Origin of the sequence: Sporosarcina sp. BI001-red (assembly GCF_003384035.1) — a bacterium.
Taxonomy (GTDB): domain Bacteria; phylum Bacillota; class Bacilli; order Bacillales_A; family Planococcaceae; genus Sporosarcina.
Genome location: NZ_QQAK01000016.1, coordinates 139,372 through 157,627, shown reverse-complemented (window position 1 = coordinate 157,627; position 18,256 = coordinate 139,372). Strand labels below are relative to the sequence as shown.

The window sequence follows — 18,256 nt, the reverse complement described above, 5'->3', positions numbered from 1 at the left end:
TTCATAATTACTTTTTCAAAAACTCCTATTTACTAGTATACTGGTACCAGGAGGATATTTCATGAAAAAACTGATTTTAGCTTTTGTTTTTCTTGTTTTAGCAACTGCCCTTACAATTTCAAACTCAACACTTCTCAACGGGATGACAACAATAGAAATAGCCCATAAACTTCCTATTCTTCTTATGCCTGCAGATTTCACGTATTTTATCAGACCCATTATTTTTCTATTTCTTGCATACTGGATTGTTAAATTCTATTCAAATGGATCACTTTCAATAAAAAGGATTTTGCTTTTCATAACCGCTTGTCTAGGAAATGCAGCGTGGTTTCCATTGTGGAATTATGGCTATTATGGTTGGGCCAGTCTCTTAACTACCGTTGGGTTGCTTTCCCTTTATGCGTTATATCGGACATATCCGAGCAAGCAAAATGAGTGGGGGCAACGGATCCCAGTTGCCTTGCTGTTTTCGTGGACCCTCATTGATTTTGTGATGAATGCCAACTACTTACTTGTTTTAGATGAATGGAACCGTTTAGGTCTGAGTTCTGTTCTATGGTCGATCATTAACTTAACCATCCTGACAGCCATTGCATTGCACTTTAGTTACCATCATCGAGATTGGGTCATCAGCATAGTTTTCATGTGGGTATATTTAGGGATCCTCGTAAATATTGGTTTTGAAGAACTTTTCGTCACCTTATCTACACTTTTCTTGATGGTGATTATGATCCTAGGATTGTTCATGTTCGCCCCTTCAACCACATCTAAAAAGATAAAAGTCACGTCGTCCTAGCAACTAGTAGTTGCTAGGACGACGTTTTTTCGTGTCTTTTTTCTGTATCCCTCAAACTCGTTGTGCTTTTAGACGTCCGTTTGGCAATACTGACTATACTACTTCTTCAGAAAGGAGAAAAATTATTTTGGATAACTCTAAATTACTATCATCGCTTAGTTATTTCAGTGTGTTTTTTGCGCCTTTGTTATTGCCCTTTATCGTTTGGATGGTTGCTGATAATCGTGATGTTAAACGTCATTCTAAACGAGCTCTTGTCTCTCATCTCATTCCAACCGTTTTACTAGTTGCTGCAAGTCTAATATCATTTTTTCAGTTCTTTTCAATCCGCCAAACTTCTACTGAATTTTTGAACTCTCCAAGTATGGTCACAGCACCTAATTCCATAGGCTTTTGGGGCGCGGCTCCAGTTCTTTTTATGATGATATACAGTTTTTTGTTCATGGTTGTTCTCGTATGGAATGTTGTACAAGGTGTGAAAGTATTTAGATAACCGCGAACCGTCTTTCCGGGTAGTTCCTTTTAAATGTGGTATAGTTAAAAGTGACAAAGAAAGTACAGAAAGAAGGATTTCACATGATTGCAAACACAGAAAAAGATATTGCTGCCTTGCGAAAAATCGGAAGAATTGTAGCGGAAATTCGTGAAGATATGAAAGCAGCAGCTACGCCTGGCATGACGACGAAGGAGCTTGACGAACTAGGTGGTAAACTTTTCGCTGAAAAAGGAGCAGTTTCTGCACCGATCGATCAATATGATTTTCCTGGATATACGTGTATCAGCGTCAATCATGAAGTGGCTCACGGTATCCCAGGTAAACGAGTTCTAAAAGACGGCGATCTCATCAATATCGATGTCTCTGGTTCTTGTGATGGGTACTTTGCAGATACAGGTATTTCATTTGTCCTTGGGACTGCTGATGAAGCCAAGCAAAAATTATGCGATACTGCTAAAAGTGCTTTTGATCGGGCAATGACGAAAGTGAAAGCTGGTTCCCGTCTCAACCAAATTGGTAAAGCCGTGGAACGCGAAGCAAATGACAATGGGCTGACAGTGATTAAGAATCTTACGGGTCATGGAATCGGAACTTCTCTTCACGAGGAACCCCAGCATGTACTTAATTATTACGATGCTTGGGAGCCTACGATCATGAAGGAAGGTATGGTCATTGCAGTTGAGCCTTTCATTTCAGAAAAGGCCGAACACATTATCGAAGAAGGCGACGGCTGGACATTCATCACACCTGATAAATCGCTTGTTGCTCAAATTGAACATACGATTATCGTTACAAAAGACAAACCGATTATTTTGACAGAACTTTAAACAAAAAAACGTACATCATGAGAGACTCATGATGTACGTTTTTTATTTTTTCTTCTTTTTAGGTTTTGACGGTTTTTGACCGCTTACGGTTTTAGAATTACCTTCAACTAATTTGCCGCTGTGCCATACTTTTTGAACAGGCTTATACCCTTTTGCGAGCTTACGATAATCCCGTTCTTCTGGATAAGACAATAAAGTTAGTACTTCCCCGTCAGCTCCTGCACGTCCTGTTCTACCTGACCTGTGAACATATTGCTCCACTGTATGTGGAACGTTGACGTGGATTACGTGGGTAAGTCCTTCAATGTCCAATCCTCGTGCTGCTAAGTCAGTCGCAATGAGGATTCGGATATCCCCTTTACGAAACTTGTCCAGCGTATCTTGTCGTTCGAATTTGTTCATATCTGAATAGAGCACTGCAATGGGTGCGCCTTCATAATGGAGTTTCATCTCTTTCATGCGCAACTGATCCACGTTGTTGATGAATGCCAATGCTCGGAGGCCCTGGATATGGGATAACCCGCGTAATAGATCGGTCTTATCTCGTTCTTCCGTTTTTACATAAGAGTGTACGACTTCTCCTGTTGCCGGCATTTCCTCTGCAGTCACCTTCAAACGAACTGGGTCGTTCATGAATCGGATTGCTACATCTTCAATGTCCTCTGTAATCGTTGCTGATACAACGGCTACTTGACGTGTGGAATGGGCAGACTCAATCATATTTTTCACTGCTACACGATTTTCGCGAGACAGCAACTGATCGCCTTCATCGAGAATAATATGACGGATTTCTCCCATTTTCAGTTTTTTGTTTTTGATCAACTCAGCAAGTCGCCCCGGTGTTCCGACGACAATTGTCGGTTTCTTTTTTAACTTTTCAATTTGACGTTGCATATTTGCTCCGCCAATCAGTTGCGTGACTGTCATTTCAGTCCCTGCGATCCATTCACGAATCACATTTACAATTTGCATGGATAACTCTTGAGATGGGGTCATGATCAAAACTTGTGTTTGCTGTTTCGTACTATCTGCTAGTTCCAGTAGTGGCAGCACATAAGCAAGTGTCTTCCCTGAACCTGTTGGTGATTCTGCAACAACATCACGCCCGGCTAACATTTCTGGAATCATTTGCTCTTGTATCGGCATTGCGTTTTCAAATTCCCATTTTTCTTTGACTTCTTGACTCATTCCTTCTAAAAAGGACATTTCCATCCCCACTTTCGCTCTCTTCCACTCAGTTTACCACAGTTTGTTATTAGCTCGCTTATTTCTTCTGTGCCATTCTGAACTTGTGACGTGCTTGCGTCTGTTGTTCAAATGCATATGCGTACCCAAGTAACGAAGGTTCAGAATAGGCAGATCCAGTTAATGTTAAGCCGAATGGCTCACCTGCACTTGTCACTCCTGCAGGTACCGTTATAGCTGGATAACCAGCAGCTGCTTCAAAACTGCATCCATGATTTTGAGGAAACGCCAAAATGTCAACGTCATTTTCCTCTAATGCCTTTCCCAGTGCCACTTTCTTTGCCAAGTGCCGATTGCGTAATAAGGCCTCGATGTAAAGTGGTTCGGTTAGCGTACCGCTCCGATCATTTATTCTTTTAAGCAGTTCTTGTCCATAGTGCAGCGTCTGTTCGGGGTGATCATCGTTGAAAGAAATTATATCCGTTATTGATCGGATACGATTGGTTGCTGGTGTTTTCCCTAAATAATGATTAAGTGCCGCTTTACATTCATGTAAGAGAACATTGTAGCCTAGATCATCTTCTTTTGTACCAAGATCGATGTCTGGGATGATTTTTGCGCCTAGTTGTTCTAATACGCTTAATGAACTTTTAAATAGTTGCATCCGTTCTTCAGACACTTCGTTTCTAAATATTGAACTTGCGACTCCGATACGTATTCCTTGAAGTGATTCTTGTTTTAAGCACCCTAACCAATCTATAGAATCATACTTTTGCGAAATAATCGATATGGGATCCTCTTTATCGTATCCAACTAATATTTGAAAGACAAGTGCGGCATCCGTCACGCTTCGTGTCATCGGACCCGCAGTATCTTGTGTCACTGATAAGGGGATAATACCTCTTCGGCTGATAGTCCCAACTGTCGGTTTCAGTCCTACGATTCCATTTTGTGAGGCTGGATGAATTATCGATCCGGTTGTTTCAGTACCGATAGATGCGACGGCTAAATTAGTTGCAACAGCTACAGCAGATCCTGAACTGGATCCACCCACTTCGAACTGTCCGAATGGATTAAGCACTTGGCCACCTCTTGAGCTCCAACCATTTGGCATCTCATCTGACATGAAATTTGCCCATTCCGTCATATTGGTTTTTCCAAGGAGGATGGCTCCTGCCTTACGGAGCTGTTTGATGAGAAAAGCATCTTCAGGGGCATAATAATTTTCCAATGCTAAACTACCTGCACTCGTATGCATGCCATCACTTGTATCTATATTATCCTTCAGCAAAATCGGGATGCCATGGAGCATAGAACGTTTGCCTGATGTCTTTCTTTCAAAGTCGAGTGCCTGTGCGATTTGTAACGCATGGGGATTTAACTCAAGAATCGCATTCGTCAGTTGCCCTTCTCTTGCGATACGATCCATGTAAAACAATACCAACTCTTCAGAAGTAAGTGTTTCGTCTTCTAATGCTCGTTGAATGGCGGGTATGGTAGCATCGATCACCCATTCCAATCGACTACGAATTGATTGGCTATCGCCCATTTCTTTTCCTCTCCTCACTATATTGAGTACTATTACAAAACCGGCTAAGGAAAATTTCCTCAACCGGCAATCGTCGTTACACGTACTTATAATATTCTTTCATTAATAGAAGTAATGGTAGTTCGTAGAGCTGTTTTCCTTCAATCTTGAATATACCTCGCTTCACCAATCTCTGGATGACATCCTCACGCTTCATATCCATTTTTGTTTCTTCAATTTTTAACATCGTGCTTGTTCCTCCTTGAAATAAACCTCTTTTTTCTATTCCTTTTTGGTTCCAACTATAAACCTGTCGCGCCGTATCCTTTATAGGCTATCTGTTGTAACCCAAAGTGTTTTCCATGTAATATAGAGGTTAGGACTTTTAGGAAAGACAATTCCATCGAGATTTAGGAGGATACTATGAACGCAAAAACACTTCCATTCTTACCCATCATAGTTGGTACAGATATGAACGCATACAACATGGCGATTTCTTTTCATGAAGCCTACCGTATTAATCCTGTATTGATCGGTAAAGAATCTTTATCATTTACACAACTTAGTACAATTCCTCACAAAATAGAGCTCAATCCAGAGCTATCTGACGAAAATAAGTTTGCAGATATTCTTATTGGAATCGCTAATAAGTACAAAGCTGAAGGGCGCGAACTATTACTTATTGGCACGAATGATTTGTATGTCCGACTCATCATTGAACATGCTGATCAACTAAAAGAACACTTTACTTTCAACTATATCGATCGAGAGCTCATGGACCATTTACAGATTAAATCCCACTTCTATAAGCTGTGTAAAGAACATGACATTGATACTCCTTTAACATTCTTTTACGACTGCGAAGCAGATGGAACTTTCAAGGAAGATATGAGTTATCCAGTCATCGTCAAGCCGAGCGATACCGTTGTCTATAACCAAAACAAGTTTGCTGGACAGCAAAAAGTGTACAAAGTGAATTCGCTTGTGGAATTGAACAAAGTCATTGAAACGGTGAAGAATAGTGGGTATAACGAAGAGCTCATCATTCAAGATTTCATACCGGGTGATGATACATATATGTGGGATTCCGTTATCTATTCAAATTCAGCTGGTCAAACTCAGCTCGTTACGTTTGCACAAGTCGTTCTGCAAGAACATACCGTGACTGCAATCGGAAACTATACAGCAGTGATTACGCGATTCAACGAAGAAATGATGCACAAATTAAAAAACTTCTTAGAGGCTGTAGGCTATAGAGGATTTGCGAACTTCGATTTGAAGTATGACCCTCGTGATAAGAAGTTCAAAGTATTTGAAGTGAATATCCGACAAGGACGTTCCAGTTACTACACAACTGCACTTGGGCATAATATGGCGAGCTATTTCGTGGACGATTTGATTTTCCATAAACCAAAGCCACTTGTGTTGCTCGATAAACCTTTCCTGTTCACAGTTGTTCCTAAAATTGTGCTCAAGAAATTTGTAACGAACAAGGCAGTCAAGAGAGATATTAAGCGTCTGTTGAAACAGAAGAAGTATGTAAATCCGTTGTTCTACAAGGGGGACAAGCATTTGAAGCGGAAGCTTTATTTGTTCCTAAGACAGGTCAATTATTATAAGAAGTATCGAAATAATAATTGGTGACAACTAGAAAAGCGACAAGAGCGTGTGACTGCTCTTGTCGCTTTTTTATAGATTTTATTCTCCGTGATCTACATTGTGGTAGACTTGTTGAACGTCTTCAAGGTCTTCAATTGCATCAATCATCTTATCGAATTGCTCTTCGGAGTCCGCGTCAAGCTCGAGGTCGTTTTGTGCAAGCATTGTCAGTTCAGCGACTGTGAAATCAGTGATTCCTTCAGCTTTGAACGCTTCTTGTACTTCATGGAAAGCGGTCGGATCTGCGTATACAAGAACCTGGCCGTCTTCTTCGCTAATGTCATTGACATCCACGTCGTGTTCCATCATCAATTCAAGAACGTCATCTGCTGACTTCCCTTCAATTCCAAAAACAGCCGTATGGTCAAACATGTAGGCCACGGAACCACTGACACCCATGTTCCCCCCATTTTTACCGAAAGCAGCACGTACTTCTGAAGCCGTCCGGTTGACGTTGTTTGTTAACGCATCGACAATAACCATCGATCCATTAGGCCCAAATCCTTCATAGCGAAGCTCATCGTAGCTCTCTTCGCCGCCACCTTTAGCTTTTTCAATTGCACGATCGATAATTGCTTTAGGAACACTATACGTTTTCGCACGTTCCAAGACGATTTTAAGCGCTTGGTTGGAATCAGGATTCGGTTCCCCTTGCTTTGCTGCTACATATATTTCGCGACCGAATTTTGCATAGATCCGGCTCGTGTTTGCATCTTTTGACGCTTTCTTTTCTTTAATATTGTTCCATTTACGGCCCATCGTGATCACTCACTTTCTGTTTGGATGAATCAGAGGTTAAAATCCTTTTCTTAGTATATCACGACTAAATTCATTGCGGAAAGTAAAAAACGCTGAAACTACGAGACTTGCTACTTACAGAAAAGTATGGCAAAGTAATAAGTGAACACCATACAACTTCATCACTGACAATATGTAGGGGTACCGGAGAACCGGTTGAGATGCATGCGACATGCAGACCCTTTGAACCTGATCTGGTTAACGCCAGCGGAGGGAACATATTCATTTCATAATGATTATGTGACGCGCGCTTCCGAAAATCGGGAGCGCGCGTTTTTTTGTTGCAGTGTGAAACTCCAGGAGGGGGATTTCATTGAAACGAATACTTACAGTACTGTTTGCTGCATCACTTATGACCGCATGCAGCGCAGACAAAGAATCAAGTACGTCAAGTGGCGACGACAAAGAAACTGTCCAAAAAGTCCACTTCGCACTCGATTGGACGCCCAATACAAATCATACTGGTTTGTATGTAGCACAAGAAAAAGGTTACTTTAAAGATGAAGGGCTCGATGTGGAAATCATGTTGCCCGGCGAGGCAGGTGCCGACCAGCTCGTTGCTTCAGGTAAGGCTGATTTTGGTATTGGCGCACAAGAGTCTCTTACAGAAGCACGTGTAGCGGGTATCCCAATCGTTTCGATTGCGGCAATCATTCAGCACAATACGTCTGGTTTTGCCTCTTTAAAAGAAACAGGCATAGAATCTCCTAAAGACTTCGAAGGGAAAAATTATGGTGGTTGGGGTGCTCCAGTCGAGCAAGCTGTCGTTGAATCTTTGATGGAAAAGGATAACGCAGATAGCAGTAAAGTGAAATACATCAATATGGGCTCCTCTGATTTCTTCACGGCGATTCAACGTGATATCGACCTTTCATGGGTATACTTTGGTTGGACAGGTATCGAAGCTGAACAGCGCGGAATGGAACTGAACATGCAATATTTGAAGGACTACTCCGAAAAGCTGGATTACTATACGCCTATAATTACAACAAATGAAAAATTAATTGAAAAAGATCCTGAGAAAGTGAAAGCGTTTTTGGCTGCCACTGTAAAAGGATATCAATTTGCAATTGACAACCCAGAAGAAGCTGCGGAAATCCTGACTAATGCGGTTCCTGATCTCGATCTCGAGCTCGTCAAAAAGAGTCAGCAGTGGCTTTCTCCTAAATATCAAGACGATGCTCCTCGTTTCGGGGAACAGCAATTGAAAACATGGGAGAACTATGCTGACTGGTTGGATGAAAACGGTTTGCTCGAAGGAGAATTCATTGCAAAAGACGCATTTACAAATGAGTTTTTACCGAAATAAGGAGGAAATGAACATGGCGAATGCACTTGTTAGTATTCAAATAATACCAAAGACCCCGAATGGCGAAGATGTCATTCCTTATGTAGATGCAGCGATTGAAGTGATCGCTAAATCCGGTGTACCCTATCAAGTCGCACCACTTGAAACAACGATGGAAGGCGAACTTGGGAATTTACTTAGCATCATCGAAAAAATGAACATGCGCATGACGGAACTAGGTGCACCCAGTGTCATTTCTCAAGTAAAAATCTACACCAATCCTAAAGGTGCTTCCATGGAAAAGCTCACGGAGAAGTACAGATGAAATCGGCAGTGAATAAAGGATGGCGGCCGCTTCTGGTCTTCATCCTTTTACTCGTTATATGGGAAAGTGCTGCGCGACTTTTCGATGTGCCAGGGTGGCTTCTTCCGTTACCTACTCAAATTGCCAAAGAAGCATTCACAGGCTATTCATTGTATGCTTCGCATATTATGTCCACACTCACACTTTCAGCAACTGGCTATGTTGTAGGAATCACTGTGGGGATTGTAGTTGCCATTCTTTTATTCAGGGTCCCATTCCTTCAACAAGCATTTTATCCGCTCCTGATCGTATCGCAAAACATCCCGATCATTGTACTCGCTCCGCTCCTCGTCATTTGGTTCGGGTTCGGGATGCTGCCGAAAGTTATTGTCATCGTTCTTGTTTGTTTTTTCCCTGTGACGATTGCGGCACTGGATGGATTCAGACAAACAGATCGAGATATGCTGTACTACTTGAAGATGATTGGCGCAAGCAATCGCCAGATTTTCTGGAAGTTGCAATGGCCCCATTCATTGCCTTCACTGTTTTCAGGATTAAAAATCGCAGCGACCTACAGCGTTATGGGTGCTGTCATTTCTGAATGGCTCGGAGCGAACAAAGGAATCGGTGTCTATATGACACTCGCCTCTTCTTCGTTCAAAACGGATCGTGTTTTTGTTGCCATCGTGCTGATCATTATCTTAAGTTTAACGTATTTTGGAATTATTTTAGCCGTTGAAAAAAGCGTCTTGCGTTGGCGTAGTAAAGGGGGAAACGAATCGAATGGGGCAACTCACTCTTGAAAACGTATCTAAATCTTATGGGTCCAATCATGTTCTTCAAGAAATTTCATTGTCCGTAAAAGAAGGCGAATTCGTTTCCATTGTCGGACCTTCAGGAAGCGGGAAAAGTACGATTTTCCAGCTCATCGGTGGGCTTTACACACCTGATTCCGGAACAATTTCCCTAGACGGTACCGTCCTGAATAATTCTCGTGGGCACATCAGTTATATGCCACAAAGTCCAGCTCTTTTTCCTTGGAGGACTGTCCTTCAAAATGTAGAGTTAAGTTCTGAAATCGCTGGTTCAAAACAGGATCGAGCTAAAACAATTGAGCTCATTAAGAGTGCAGGTTTGTCTGGTTATGAGAACGCCTATCCGAATGAGCTCTCTGGTGGTATGAAACAGCGTGTATCTTTCATACGCAGTTTAAATGCACCACAGTCCATCATTTGCTTGGACGAACCGTTCTCCGCTTTAGATGAATTCACGCGTCTTGAAATGCAGCAGTGGCTCCTGTCAATTTGGGAAACGTATAAAAAGTCAATTCTTTTCATCACACACGATATCGATGAAGCTCTGTTTCTTTCTGATCGTATCATTGTCCTATCCGATAAACCTGCCGTTGTGAAAGATGAGGTTATCGTTCCTTTTGAAAGATCCCGTTCTGAGGAGTTGTTGATGAGTGACCCATTCCTAACTCTGAAACGAGAAATTTACAACTTGTTACGGGGTTAGATATATGAAAATCCACTTACAGGTTTAAGATCCCCTTCAATACGGGAACAGAGGAGTATAACTTCTATTGAGGAGCGAAAAACATGAAAATTACCAAGGTCGTAAAAACAGCCATTAAATGGGGTCCCATTATTTTGCCTGTCGTTATGAAATTCGTAAATGATAAAAAGCAAAGTGATAAGATTCCTAACCGAAAAAGATAAAAGAGGGCTAGCCTACTAATTGGCTGCCCTCTTCTTTATTACGAACTTGGAACGAGTTCTTTTTTTACACCGCAAACAATATAATGCACTTCAGAACCGTCCAATGTTTCCTTTGTATACAATTCATTCACCAAATTCTCAAATTGGTCCGCATGCCCGCGGATCAATTCTTCAGTTCGCTCAATAGCCACTTTAAAGAGTTCTTTCATCTTGATTTCTTTTTCAGTCTTACTAAACGTTAAAGTAAACCCGTCTTGAAGTAATCCGGTATCGACCATCCGTTCGATGATGTCCTTAGCCTGTTGAACATCCCCGCTGACACCAATACTATGCTCACCCAGATAGATTCTCTCAGCAATCCCCCCGCCAAGGATCATACTAACTTGGTCCAGAAGTTCACTTGCAGTTTGTAAATGGAGCTCTTTTTGAATAGGCGCTACATAGCCAAGTGCTTGACCTCTAGGGATAATTGTCGCTTTTCGCACGGAATGAGGTTTTGTAATAGCTGCAATTAAGGCATGACCAGATTCATGGATGGCAACACGACGTTTAGTGATTGGATCATTCATACTTCGTGACGCATTTCCTAGAATGGTCCTATCAATTGCAAAATCCATATCGCTCGTGTCGATTTCAGCTCGCCCTTCTCGAATCGCACGTTTACTTGCCGTTGTAAACAACGCACTGATCTGAGCACCTGAAAAGCCTGATGTACTTTCCGCCAGCATGTCCAGTGACGAAGCCACGTTTGGCGCCAATGCCTTCCCTTTTGTATGGATGTCCATAATTTCACGTCGTCCTAGTGTATCAGGAAGCGGTACTTGGAATGAATAATCAATTCGGCCAGGTCGTAAGAAGGCTTCATCCAACATGTCTTTTCGATTCGTTGCAGCAATGAATAGAACGCCTTCATTATCCGCCCCACCGTCAAGCTGGACTAGAAGTTCAGTCAACGTTTTCTCAGATTCTTCCCCACCATGTGCTTTCCTTTTTCCAGCAAGTGCATCCACTTCGTCAATGAAAATGACTGCCATTTCCTGCTTGCGCGCATTTTGGAACATTGTACGAATTCGAGAAGCGCCAACACCGACGAATAGCTCAGTGAAAGCAGATCCGCTTGACGAATAGAACGAAGCACCGATTTCATGTGCAATTGCCTGGGCTAGTAATGTTTTTCCCGTTCCTGGAGGCCCTTCAAGCAAAATTCCCTTCGGTGCTTTTACACCAAACGCAACGGATCGTTTCGGATCTTTTATGATATCCAAAGTTTGGTGAATCTCGTCTTTCATCTCTTGTGACAATCCACCGATATCATTAAGGGTAATGTCAGGGAGTGGTGTTTCTTTAGACGCGCTATGTTTCATAGATGCAGCTCCTACACCCAATTTTCCTTTTTGTTGAAGTATGAGAAATGTGAGCAGCGCTGCTAACAGCAATCCTGCAATTAGATAACTCGATGTATTACCACCAGAATAACGATAAGAAACATTATATGTTTTTACGAGATGTTCTGCCAATTCGCTTTCAGGTCGTATATTCGTCACATATAGATCGTTCCCTGTTTTTAAATAGAGTGCGCCAGATGATGTTTCTTTCAAGGTCGCTCCCTCTGTTACCGTTGCTAGTTTCTGCTCTAACGCAGCGTACGACAATGGAGTTGCTATATGGGCATCACTCGTAATCCAAAACAAAAACGATGCCGCGCCAATGACTAGGAGGGACAGGACGACAAATGCCTTTGAAGTAAACGACTTGACTAACTTCAAACTCCCCAGCTCCTTAATTAAGATAACTCCATTATAAGGATTCTTTATATAAAAAGAAACTAAGTTCTCTTACAACCTAGTGTCTATCTCGTGAACACTATAGAGCAAAAATAATAGATCAACAACAAGCGTCATCCTCAGCCACCTCAAAGAAAAATACATAAAACAAGCGGATAGAGCCATATTAGCAATGTACGTCACAACTATGACTCGGGAGGTTTTCGTATCAACAACGGGAAACAAAAAGATGCAAACGGTAACTTTCAAACACTCTCTGCGGCAGAGGAAAAGTCGAACAAAATATTTGAGAAAATGAAAGAAGAAATTTCACTAGAGTTATCTGAACTCGGGAACTCGAAATCCAAACATGAGCCCATGACTCCTAACCAACGGGACAAATCTGAAAGCGAAAGATCCTATTGATAAAATAAGTTATTAAGAAAACCAGCGCCCTAAATGTTACGGGTGCTGGTTTTGCTTATTCATTATCGGTTAGTCGACGTAATTGGTGTTCAGTTAACTTATTATACGAACAGTGTCTAACTTACACTGCTGGTCTCGATGAAAACTGACTATTGTAGAGGTCTGCATAAAAACCATCTGCTTCCAATAGCTCATCGTGTGTACCTTGTTCAATCACACGTCCTTCGTCCATTACTAAAATTAGATTCGCATCTCTGATAGTTGAAAGTCTGTGCGCAATGACGAAGCTTGTGCGACCTTCCATTAAGCGATTCATCGCTTGTTGGATGAGCAATTCTGTTCTCGTATCGACACTTGACGTCGCTTCATCCAAAATCATGATAGAGGGATCCGCTAAGACAGCTCTGGCAATGGTGATCAGCTGTTTTTGCCCTTGAGAGATATTGGATACCGATTCGTTCAAGATGGTATCATAGCCGTCAGGAAGCGTTCGGATGAAGTGATCCGCTCGCGCAGCTGTCGCAGCCTCAATAATTTCTTCTTCAGTTGCTCCTTTTTTACCATACGCGATATTTTCTTTAATCGTCCCATTGAATAACCACGTATCCTGGAGAACCATTCCAAACGTTGTACGGAGATCCGTCCTAGACATCTCTCTTGTATCAATCCCATCCACCTTAATGGCACCGCCATTCAACTCATAAAACCTCATCAATAAATTGATAAGCGTTGTTTTACCAGCACCCGTTGGCCCGACAATTGCGACGGTTTGGCCAGGATGTACGTGAATGTTCATGTCTTCGATGAGTAGCTGATCATCATATCCGAAATCGACATGTTCAAATGCAACTTCTCCTTTTGCTTCTTTCAGTGTTGCATGGATCACTTCTGGGATTTCTTCTTCTTCATCCAATAATTCAAACACACGTTCAGCTGCTGCAACGGTAGATTGGATGATGTTCGCAATGTTTGCAGTTTGCATGATTGGTTGTGAAAATTGACGAGTATATGTGATGAACGCTTGAATATCACCAATGGAGATTGAGCGTTGTGTCACAAGGATTCCTCCAACAATACAAATCAGCACATACCCTAGATTTCCGATGAGTGACATCATTGGCTGAATGATTCCAGAGATGAATTGCGCTCGACGCCCTGCATCATATAGTTCCTCATTCACTTCAACAAATTCTTCAATCGCCTTTTTTTCGTGTCCAAACACTTTCACGACTTGGTGGCCCGTATACATTTCTTCAATATGACCATTCAATTGCCCTAACGTCTTCTGCTGCTTTTTAAAATACTTTTGCGAACGCTTTATGAGCGGTCGAATGACAAAAATAGAGAGTGGCAAACTGACGAGTGCGATTAACGTTAACCACGGACTAATCGTCAGCATCATCACAAGTATCCCGACCAACGTAATGATCGATGTGATGAATTGAGTGATACTTTGCTGCAACGTACTTCCAATTGTGTCAATATCATTCGTCACACGACTTAACGTATCCCCAACTGGGTGACCGTCGAAATACTTAAGAGGTAATTTTTCGAGTTTATGATTCACATCTTCTCTCAAATCATAGACTGTTTTTTGAGATACCCCTGACATGATGAACTGTTGTAAGTAAGTAAACACACTACTGAATACATATAAACCACCTAACAGAAGCAATATCTTGCCTAAGACATCAAAGTGAATCGCCGCTCCAGGAACACCTGTCAGTTTTCCATAAGCACCTGTGAATATTTCCGTAATGGCGTGCCCCATTATTTTTGGTCCCGCAATACTGAATAAGGTACTGAGTATGGCTGCTACAAACACAGCAATTAATTGATTTCTACGTGGTTTTAAATACCCCAATAGACGACGCAACGTTCCTTTGAAGTCTTTCGCCTTTCTTCCGGCCATCATCATGTTGCCGCCGCCAGGTCCCCGCATCGGTCCACCGCTGCGCCCTTGTTGTTGTCTCTTCTCACTCATGCGATTTCCTCCTCTGCAAGTTGAGATTCGACGATTTCTCGATACACGTCGTTCGTTTCAAGAAGCTCTTTGTGTGTGCCGATTCCAGCAAGTTGTCCCCGATCTAGTACAAGGATTTGATCGGCATCGATGACCGTACTAACCCGTTGTGCAACGATTACAACTGTCGCTTCTTTCGTTTCCTCTTTTAACGCTGCTCGTAAATTGGCATCTGTTTTGTAGTCCAATGCCGAAAAGCTGTCGTCAAATATATAAATATCTGGCTTTCTGACGAGTGCCCGAGCAATTGACAAACGTTGCTTCTGTCCGCCTGATAAGTTCGATCCGCCTTGTGTAATTTCAGACCCATATCCTTTTTCCATTTTAGAAACAAAGTCTTCCGCTTGCGCAATACGTGCCGCATGCTCAATTTCTTCTTCAGTGGCGTCTTCTTTTCCGAAGCGGATATTCTCTGCAATTGTTCCTGAAAACAGCGTTGCTTTTTGAGGAACGAAGCCAATCTTCGAACGAATTTCATCTTGAGAAGATTTTTTACTGCTGACTCCATTGACGCAAATCGATCCACTGGATATTTCGTAAAACCGGGGAATCAAGTTGATCAATGTCGTTTTCCCAGCCCCTGTACCACCAATTATTGCGGTCACTTCCCCCGCTTTAGCCTTAAAGCTAATATCCGAAAGTGCGGGTTCATCCGCACCAGGATAGTAAAACGATACATGGTCAAATTCCAAGGTTCCTGGCTCTTTATCCGCTTTCAACGTTCCTTCATCCAAAAATGTTGGCTTCATATCCAGCACTTCGTTAATCCGTTTAGCTGAAACTGCAGCACGCGGAATCATAATGAACATCATTGAAGCAGTTACGAGTGAAAACATAATCATCATGACATATTGGATGTACGCCATTAAATCACCGATTTGCATCGCTCCGCTATCAATGCGCAATCCTCCGAACCAAATAATTCCTACAACCGTCAAGTTCATGACGAGCATCATTGTCGGCATCATGAACGCCATCAATTTGTTTACTTTAATAGAGACATCCGTTAAATCCTTATTGGCATTCTGGAGTCGCTCTTGTTCTTCTTTCTCACGATTGAATGTCCGGACTACTCGGATTCCTGTTAAGTTTTCTCGGAACACTAAGTTGAGACGATCGATTCGTTTTTGTACAGTTTGGAATAACGGTACACCTTTTTTCAATATCAAGACGATTGTTATAATTAGCACTGGCATCGCCGCTACAATCATTAATGATAATTTCGCATCTTTTGACAGGGCCATAATTAGCCCACCGACTAACATGATTGGGGCACTAATGACCATACGAAGCATCATAATAACGACTTGCTGAATTTGCGTAATGTCATTCGTCGTTCTAGTAATTAAAGACGCCGTTCCCAGTTTGTCAAACTCTTGTAGTGAAAAACTTTCAACGTGACGAAATACTTTATGTCGAATATCGCGGCCCATTCCGAGCGCTGCTTTAGAAGAGAAATAACTAGCAACAATCGCTGCTAGTGCACTTACTGCCGTGACACCGAGCATCCCAGCACCGATTTTCCAAATATACGGGATATCCCCTGCAACTACCCCTTTATCGATAATGTCCGCCATTAGCGTTGGGAGGAACAAATCCGCCATCGATTGGATGAAGACCAATCCTACAATCGCAACAACGAGCCACTTATATACAGATAAATTCTTTAATAATTTTATCATTCTATTGACTCCCTACTTTATTTTCTAATTGCTCATTTGATATCGGCAAGTGAATCTTGAACATAGTTCCTTCATCATTTTCACTTTCCACTTCAATGGAGCCTTCGTGCATATCGATGATTTTCTTTACAATGGACAATCCTAGCCCACTACCGCCAAGAGCTCGGTTTCTGGATGGATCCGCTTTATAAAAACGTTCGAAAATGTGTTCCTGATGCTCCAAACTAATTCCGATACCTGTATCGGCAATCGTCACAACGGCGGATTCATTCTGTTTACGCAGAGTAACAGCGAGTGTGCCACCATCTGGTGTGAATTTAATGCTATTCGTAATAAGGTTCAGCCAGACTTGATCCATCAGTTCTTCGTCTGCACGCACGTCGAATTCATCTAAAGAGATATCCAACTGAAGTGTCTTTGCCAGCCATTGTGGCTCACAAGAAAGAATCACTTTCCGGATTTGCTGATCTAAACGATACGTTTTCATGTCAAAGGGATACCGATCTGACTCCATAGATGTTAGTTTCAGCAGATTGTCACTCAAATGAGCGAGGCGCAAGCTTTCCGTCTCTATGATATTCAAGTAATGAGCACGATCTTCAGGGGCTAATTCACTTCGTTTTAGCACCCTCGCAAAACCACTAATCGAAGCCAGCGGAGATTGAATTTCATGCGAAACATTGGAAATGAACTCTTGACGCATCTCTTCTAGCTCTTTCAGCTCCACAGCCATATCATTGATGCCTTCCACGAACTTTTCAAACGGATGATTTTTGGCATGACCAAATTGGTGATTCAGCTGCACATTAAAATCACCTGTCGAGATTCTTTTCATTGCATCGATTATCGTTGTTAGAAACTCTAAACGACGCGATGCGCCACCCAAAGAAATAAGCCAAATCGTCAGGAAAAATAGAATGATTGTTAGTGTTGTTTTGACAAAGCCCTCTGCTAAACTTGTGAGGTGGAAGTGGAACGCATCACTGACATACGGAAATCCGAAGTTCACAAGTGCTGAGTAAATAAAAACTATTATCCAAAAAGTACAAACCACTTTGAGAATATGGACAGTTTTTTTCATGCAATTGCCTCTAAGCGATAGCCTAATCCACGGACTGTCGTGATTTTTAAATCCGTTCCATTCAACGTAGGAAGTCGCTCTCGTAGACGATTAATATGAACGTCCACGGTTCGATCTGTTCCTTCATAGTCATATCCCCAAATCGCTTCAATCAACTGCTCCCTAGAAAATGTTTTACCCGGATAACTGGCCAACAGAAAAAGTAATTCAAATTCCTTAAGCGGAAGTTCCAAACGTTCTCCAGCTAGATCCACTTCAAAGGTTTTTCGATTCATGGAGAGACTTCCCACAATTACAGTTTGTGAAATCGCTATTCGATAACGCTTTAGCAAGGCTTTGACACGAACTACCAACTCAACAGGCTCAAAAGGCTTGACGAGATAATCGTCTGTTCCTAATTCGAACCCCTTCACTTTTTGTGTCATATCCCCTTTTGCAGTAAGCATGAGCAATGGCATATCATAAGATTTCCGTAATTTACGACATAGCTCCCATCCATCCATATTTGGCATCATGATGTCCAGGATGACTAAGTCCGCCTTGAATGACTCAAGTTTAGCCAACGCTTCAATCCCGTCGCATGCAGTGGCCACTTCAAATCCTTCAGGAAGTAAAAAGAGTTTGACGAGTTCCCTCATATGAGGATCATCGTCTACAATTAACACTTTTGCCATAGCCT

17 protein-coding genes and 1 riboswitch are annotated in these 18,256 nt (G+C 42.0%); of the genes, 8 read left to right on the top strand and 9 right to left on the bottom strand.

All coding sequences use genetic code 11. The features are described 5' to 3' along the window. Positions 1-61 precede the first annotated feature (61 nt). From DVB69_RS16250 to map, 3 genes are all read left to right on the top strand, one after another. Positions 62-796 carry a hypothetical protein gene (locus DVB69_RS16250; protein ID WP_116020159.1) on the top strand — a complete coding sequence of 245 codons (735 nt, stop codon included), beginning with the start codon at positions 62-64 and terminating at the stop codon, positions 794-796. A 127-nt stretch (positions 797-923) separates the two neighbouring features. Then, positions 924-1,289, top strand: coding sequence for a magnetosome magnetite crystal formation protein family (locus tag DVB69_RS16245; protein ID WP_158541115.1), 366 nt, complete (start codon positions 924-926; stop codon positions 1,287-1,289). An 83-nt stretch (positions 1,290-1,372) separates the two neighbouring features. Then, complete coding sequence (map, locus tag DVB69_RS16240; protein WP_116020157.1) at positions 1,373-2,119, top strand: type I methionyl aminopeptidase; 747 nt, start codon at positions 1,373-1,375, stop codon at positions 2,117-2,119. A 42-nt stretch (positions 2,120-2,161) separates the two neighbouring features. Here map and DVB69_RS16235 read toward each other — a convergent pair whose 3' ends face one another. The 3 genes from DVB69_RS16235 to fbpA form a co-directional block, all read right to left on the bottom strand. Then, positions 2,162-3,325: a DEAD/DEAH box helicase gene (locus DVB69_RS16235; RefSeq protein ID WP_116020207.1), complete on the bottom strand. Its 1,164-nt coding sequence runs from the start codon at positions 3,323-3,325 to the stop codon at positions 2,162-2,164. 58 nt (positions 3,326-3,383) lie between these two features. Then, entirely contained in the window at positions 3,384-4,853 is a 1,470-nt protein-coding gene (locus DVB69_RS16230) for an amidase family protein (protein WP_116020156.1), read from the bottom strand. Between the two features lie 76 nt (positions 4,854-4,929). Then, on the bottom strand, positions 4,930-5,079 hold the full coding sequence (fbpA, locus tag DVB69_RS16225) for a Fur-regulated basic protein FbpA (protein ID WP_116020155.1): 150 nt from the start codon (positions 5,077-5,079) through the stop codon (positions 4,930-4,932). A 176-nt stretch (positions 5,080-5,255) separates the two neighbouring features. Here fbpA and DVB69_RS16220 point away from each other — a divergent pair, with 176 nt between their 5' ends. After that, the gene (locus DVB69_RS16220) at positions 5,256-6,476 is read left to right on the top strand and encodes a carboxylate--amine ligase (RefSeq protein WP_116020154.1); all 1,221 of its coding nucleotides are present in this window, start codon (positions 5,256-5,258) and stop codon (positions 6,474-6,476) included. A gap of 54 nt (positions 6,477-6,530) precedes the next feature. Here DVB69_RS16220 and DVB69_RS16215 read toward each other — a convergent pair whose 3' ends face one another. Beyond that, positions 6,531-7,250 carry a YebC/PmpR family DNA-binding transcriptional regulator gene (locus tag DVB69_RS16215; protein ID WP_116020153.1) on the bottom strand — a complete coding sequence of 240 codons (720 nt, stop codon included), beginning with the start codon at positions 7,248-7,250 and terminating at the stop codon, positions 6,531-6,533. A gap of 166 nt (positions 7,251-7,416) precedes the next feature. Further along, positions 7,417-7,522, top strand: a riboswitch (TPP riboswitch). Positions 7,523-7,602: 80 nt separating this feature from the next. Here DVB69_RS16215 and DVB69_RS16210 point away from each other — a divergent pair. The 4 genes from DVB69_RS16210 to DVB69_RS16195 are packed head-to-tail and all read left to right on the top strand — an operon-like array spanning position 7,603 to position 10,399. Further along, a complete protein-coding gene (locus DVB69_RS16210; RefSeq protein ID WP_233505441.1) occupies positions 7,603-8,598 on the top strand; it encodes an ABC transporter substrate-binding protein in 996 nt (331 codons plus the stop codon). Between the two features lie 13 nt (positions 8,599-8,611). After that, positions 8,612-8,902, top strand: a complete 291-nt coding sequence (locus DVB69_RS16205; RefSeq protein ID WP_116020152.1) for a thiamine-binding protein — start codon at positions 8,612-8,614, stop codon at positions 8,900-8,902. Then, positions 8,899-9,684, top strand: coding sequence for an ABC transporter permease (locus DVB69_RS16200; protein ID WP_116020151.1), 786 nt, complete (start codon positions 8,899-8,901; stop codon positions 9,682-9,684). Before DVB69_RS16205 ends, DVB69_RS16200 begins: the two co-directional genes overlap by 4 nt. Beyond that, complete coding sequence (locus DVB69_RS16195; protein WP_116020150.1) at positions 9,665-10,399, top strand: ABC transporter ATP-binding protein; 735 nt, start codon at positions 9,665-9,667, stop codon at positions 10,397-10,399. The genes DVB69_RS16200 and DVB69_RS16195 overlap by 20 nt, the downstream gene beginning before the upstream one ends. 241 nt (positions 10,400-10,640) lie before the next feature. Here DVB69_RS16195 and DVB69_RS16190 read toward each other — a convergent pair whose 3' ends face one another. From DVB69_RS16190 to DVB69_RS16170, 5 genes are all read right to left on the bottom strand, one after another. Further along, positions 10,641-12,368 (bottom strand): AAA family ATPase, encoded by a 1,728-nt coding sequence (locus DVB69_RS16190; RefSeq protein WP_116020149.1) that lies wholly within the window; start codon positions 12,366-12,368, stop codon positions 10,641-10,643. Between the two features lie 544 nt (positions 12,369-12,912). Beyond that, positions 12,913-14,775, bottom strand: coding sequence for an ABC transporter ATP-binding protein (locus DVB69_RS16185; protein ID WP_116020148.1), 1,863 nt, complete (start codon positions 14,773-14,775; stop codon positions 12,913-12,915). After that, positions 14,772-16,496 (bottom strand): ABC transporter ATP-binding protein, encoded by a 1,725-nt coding sequence (locus tag DVB69_RS16180; protein WP_116020147.1) that lies wholly within the window; start codon positions 16,494-16,496, stop codon positions 14,772-14,774. Before DVB69_RS16180 ends, DVB69_RS16185 begins: the two co-directional genes overlap by 4 nt. Before the next feature lies 1 nt (position 16,497). Then, the gene (locus DVB69_RS16175) at positions 16,498-17,577 is read right to left on the bottom strand and encodes a sensor histidine kinase (protein ID WP_116020146.1); all 1,080 of its coding nucleotides are present in this window, start codon (positions 17,575-17,577) and stop codon (positions 16,498-16,500) included. After that, a complete protein-coding gene (locus DVB69_RS16170; protein ID WP_116020145.1) occupies positions 17,574-18,251 on the bottom strand; it encodes a response regulator transcription factor in 678 nt (225 codons plus the stop codon). Before DVB69_RS16170 ends, DVB69_RS16175 begins: the two co-directional genes overlap by 4 nt. Positions 18,252-18,256: the final 5 nt, after the last annotated feature.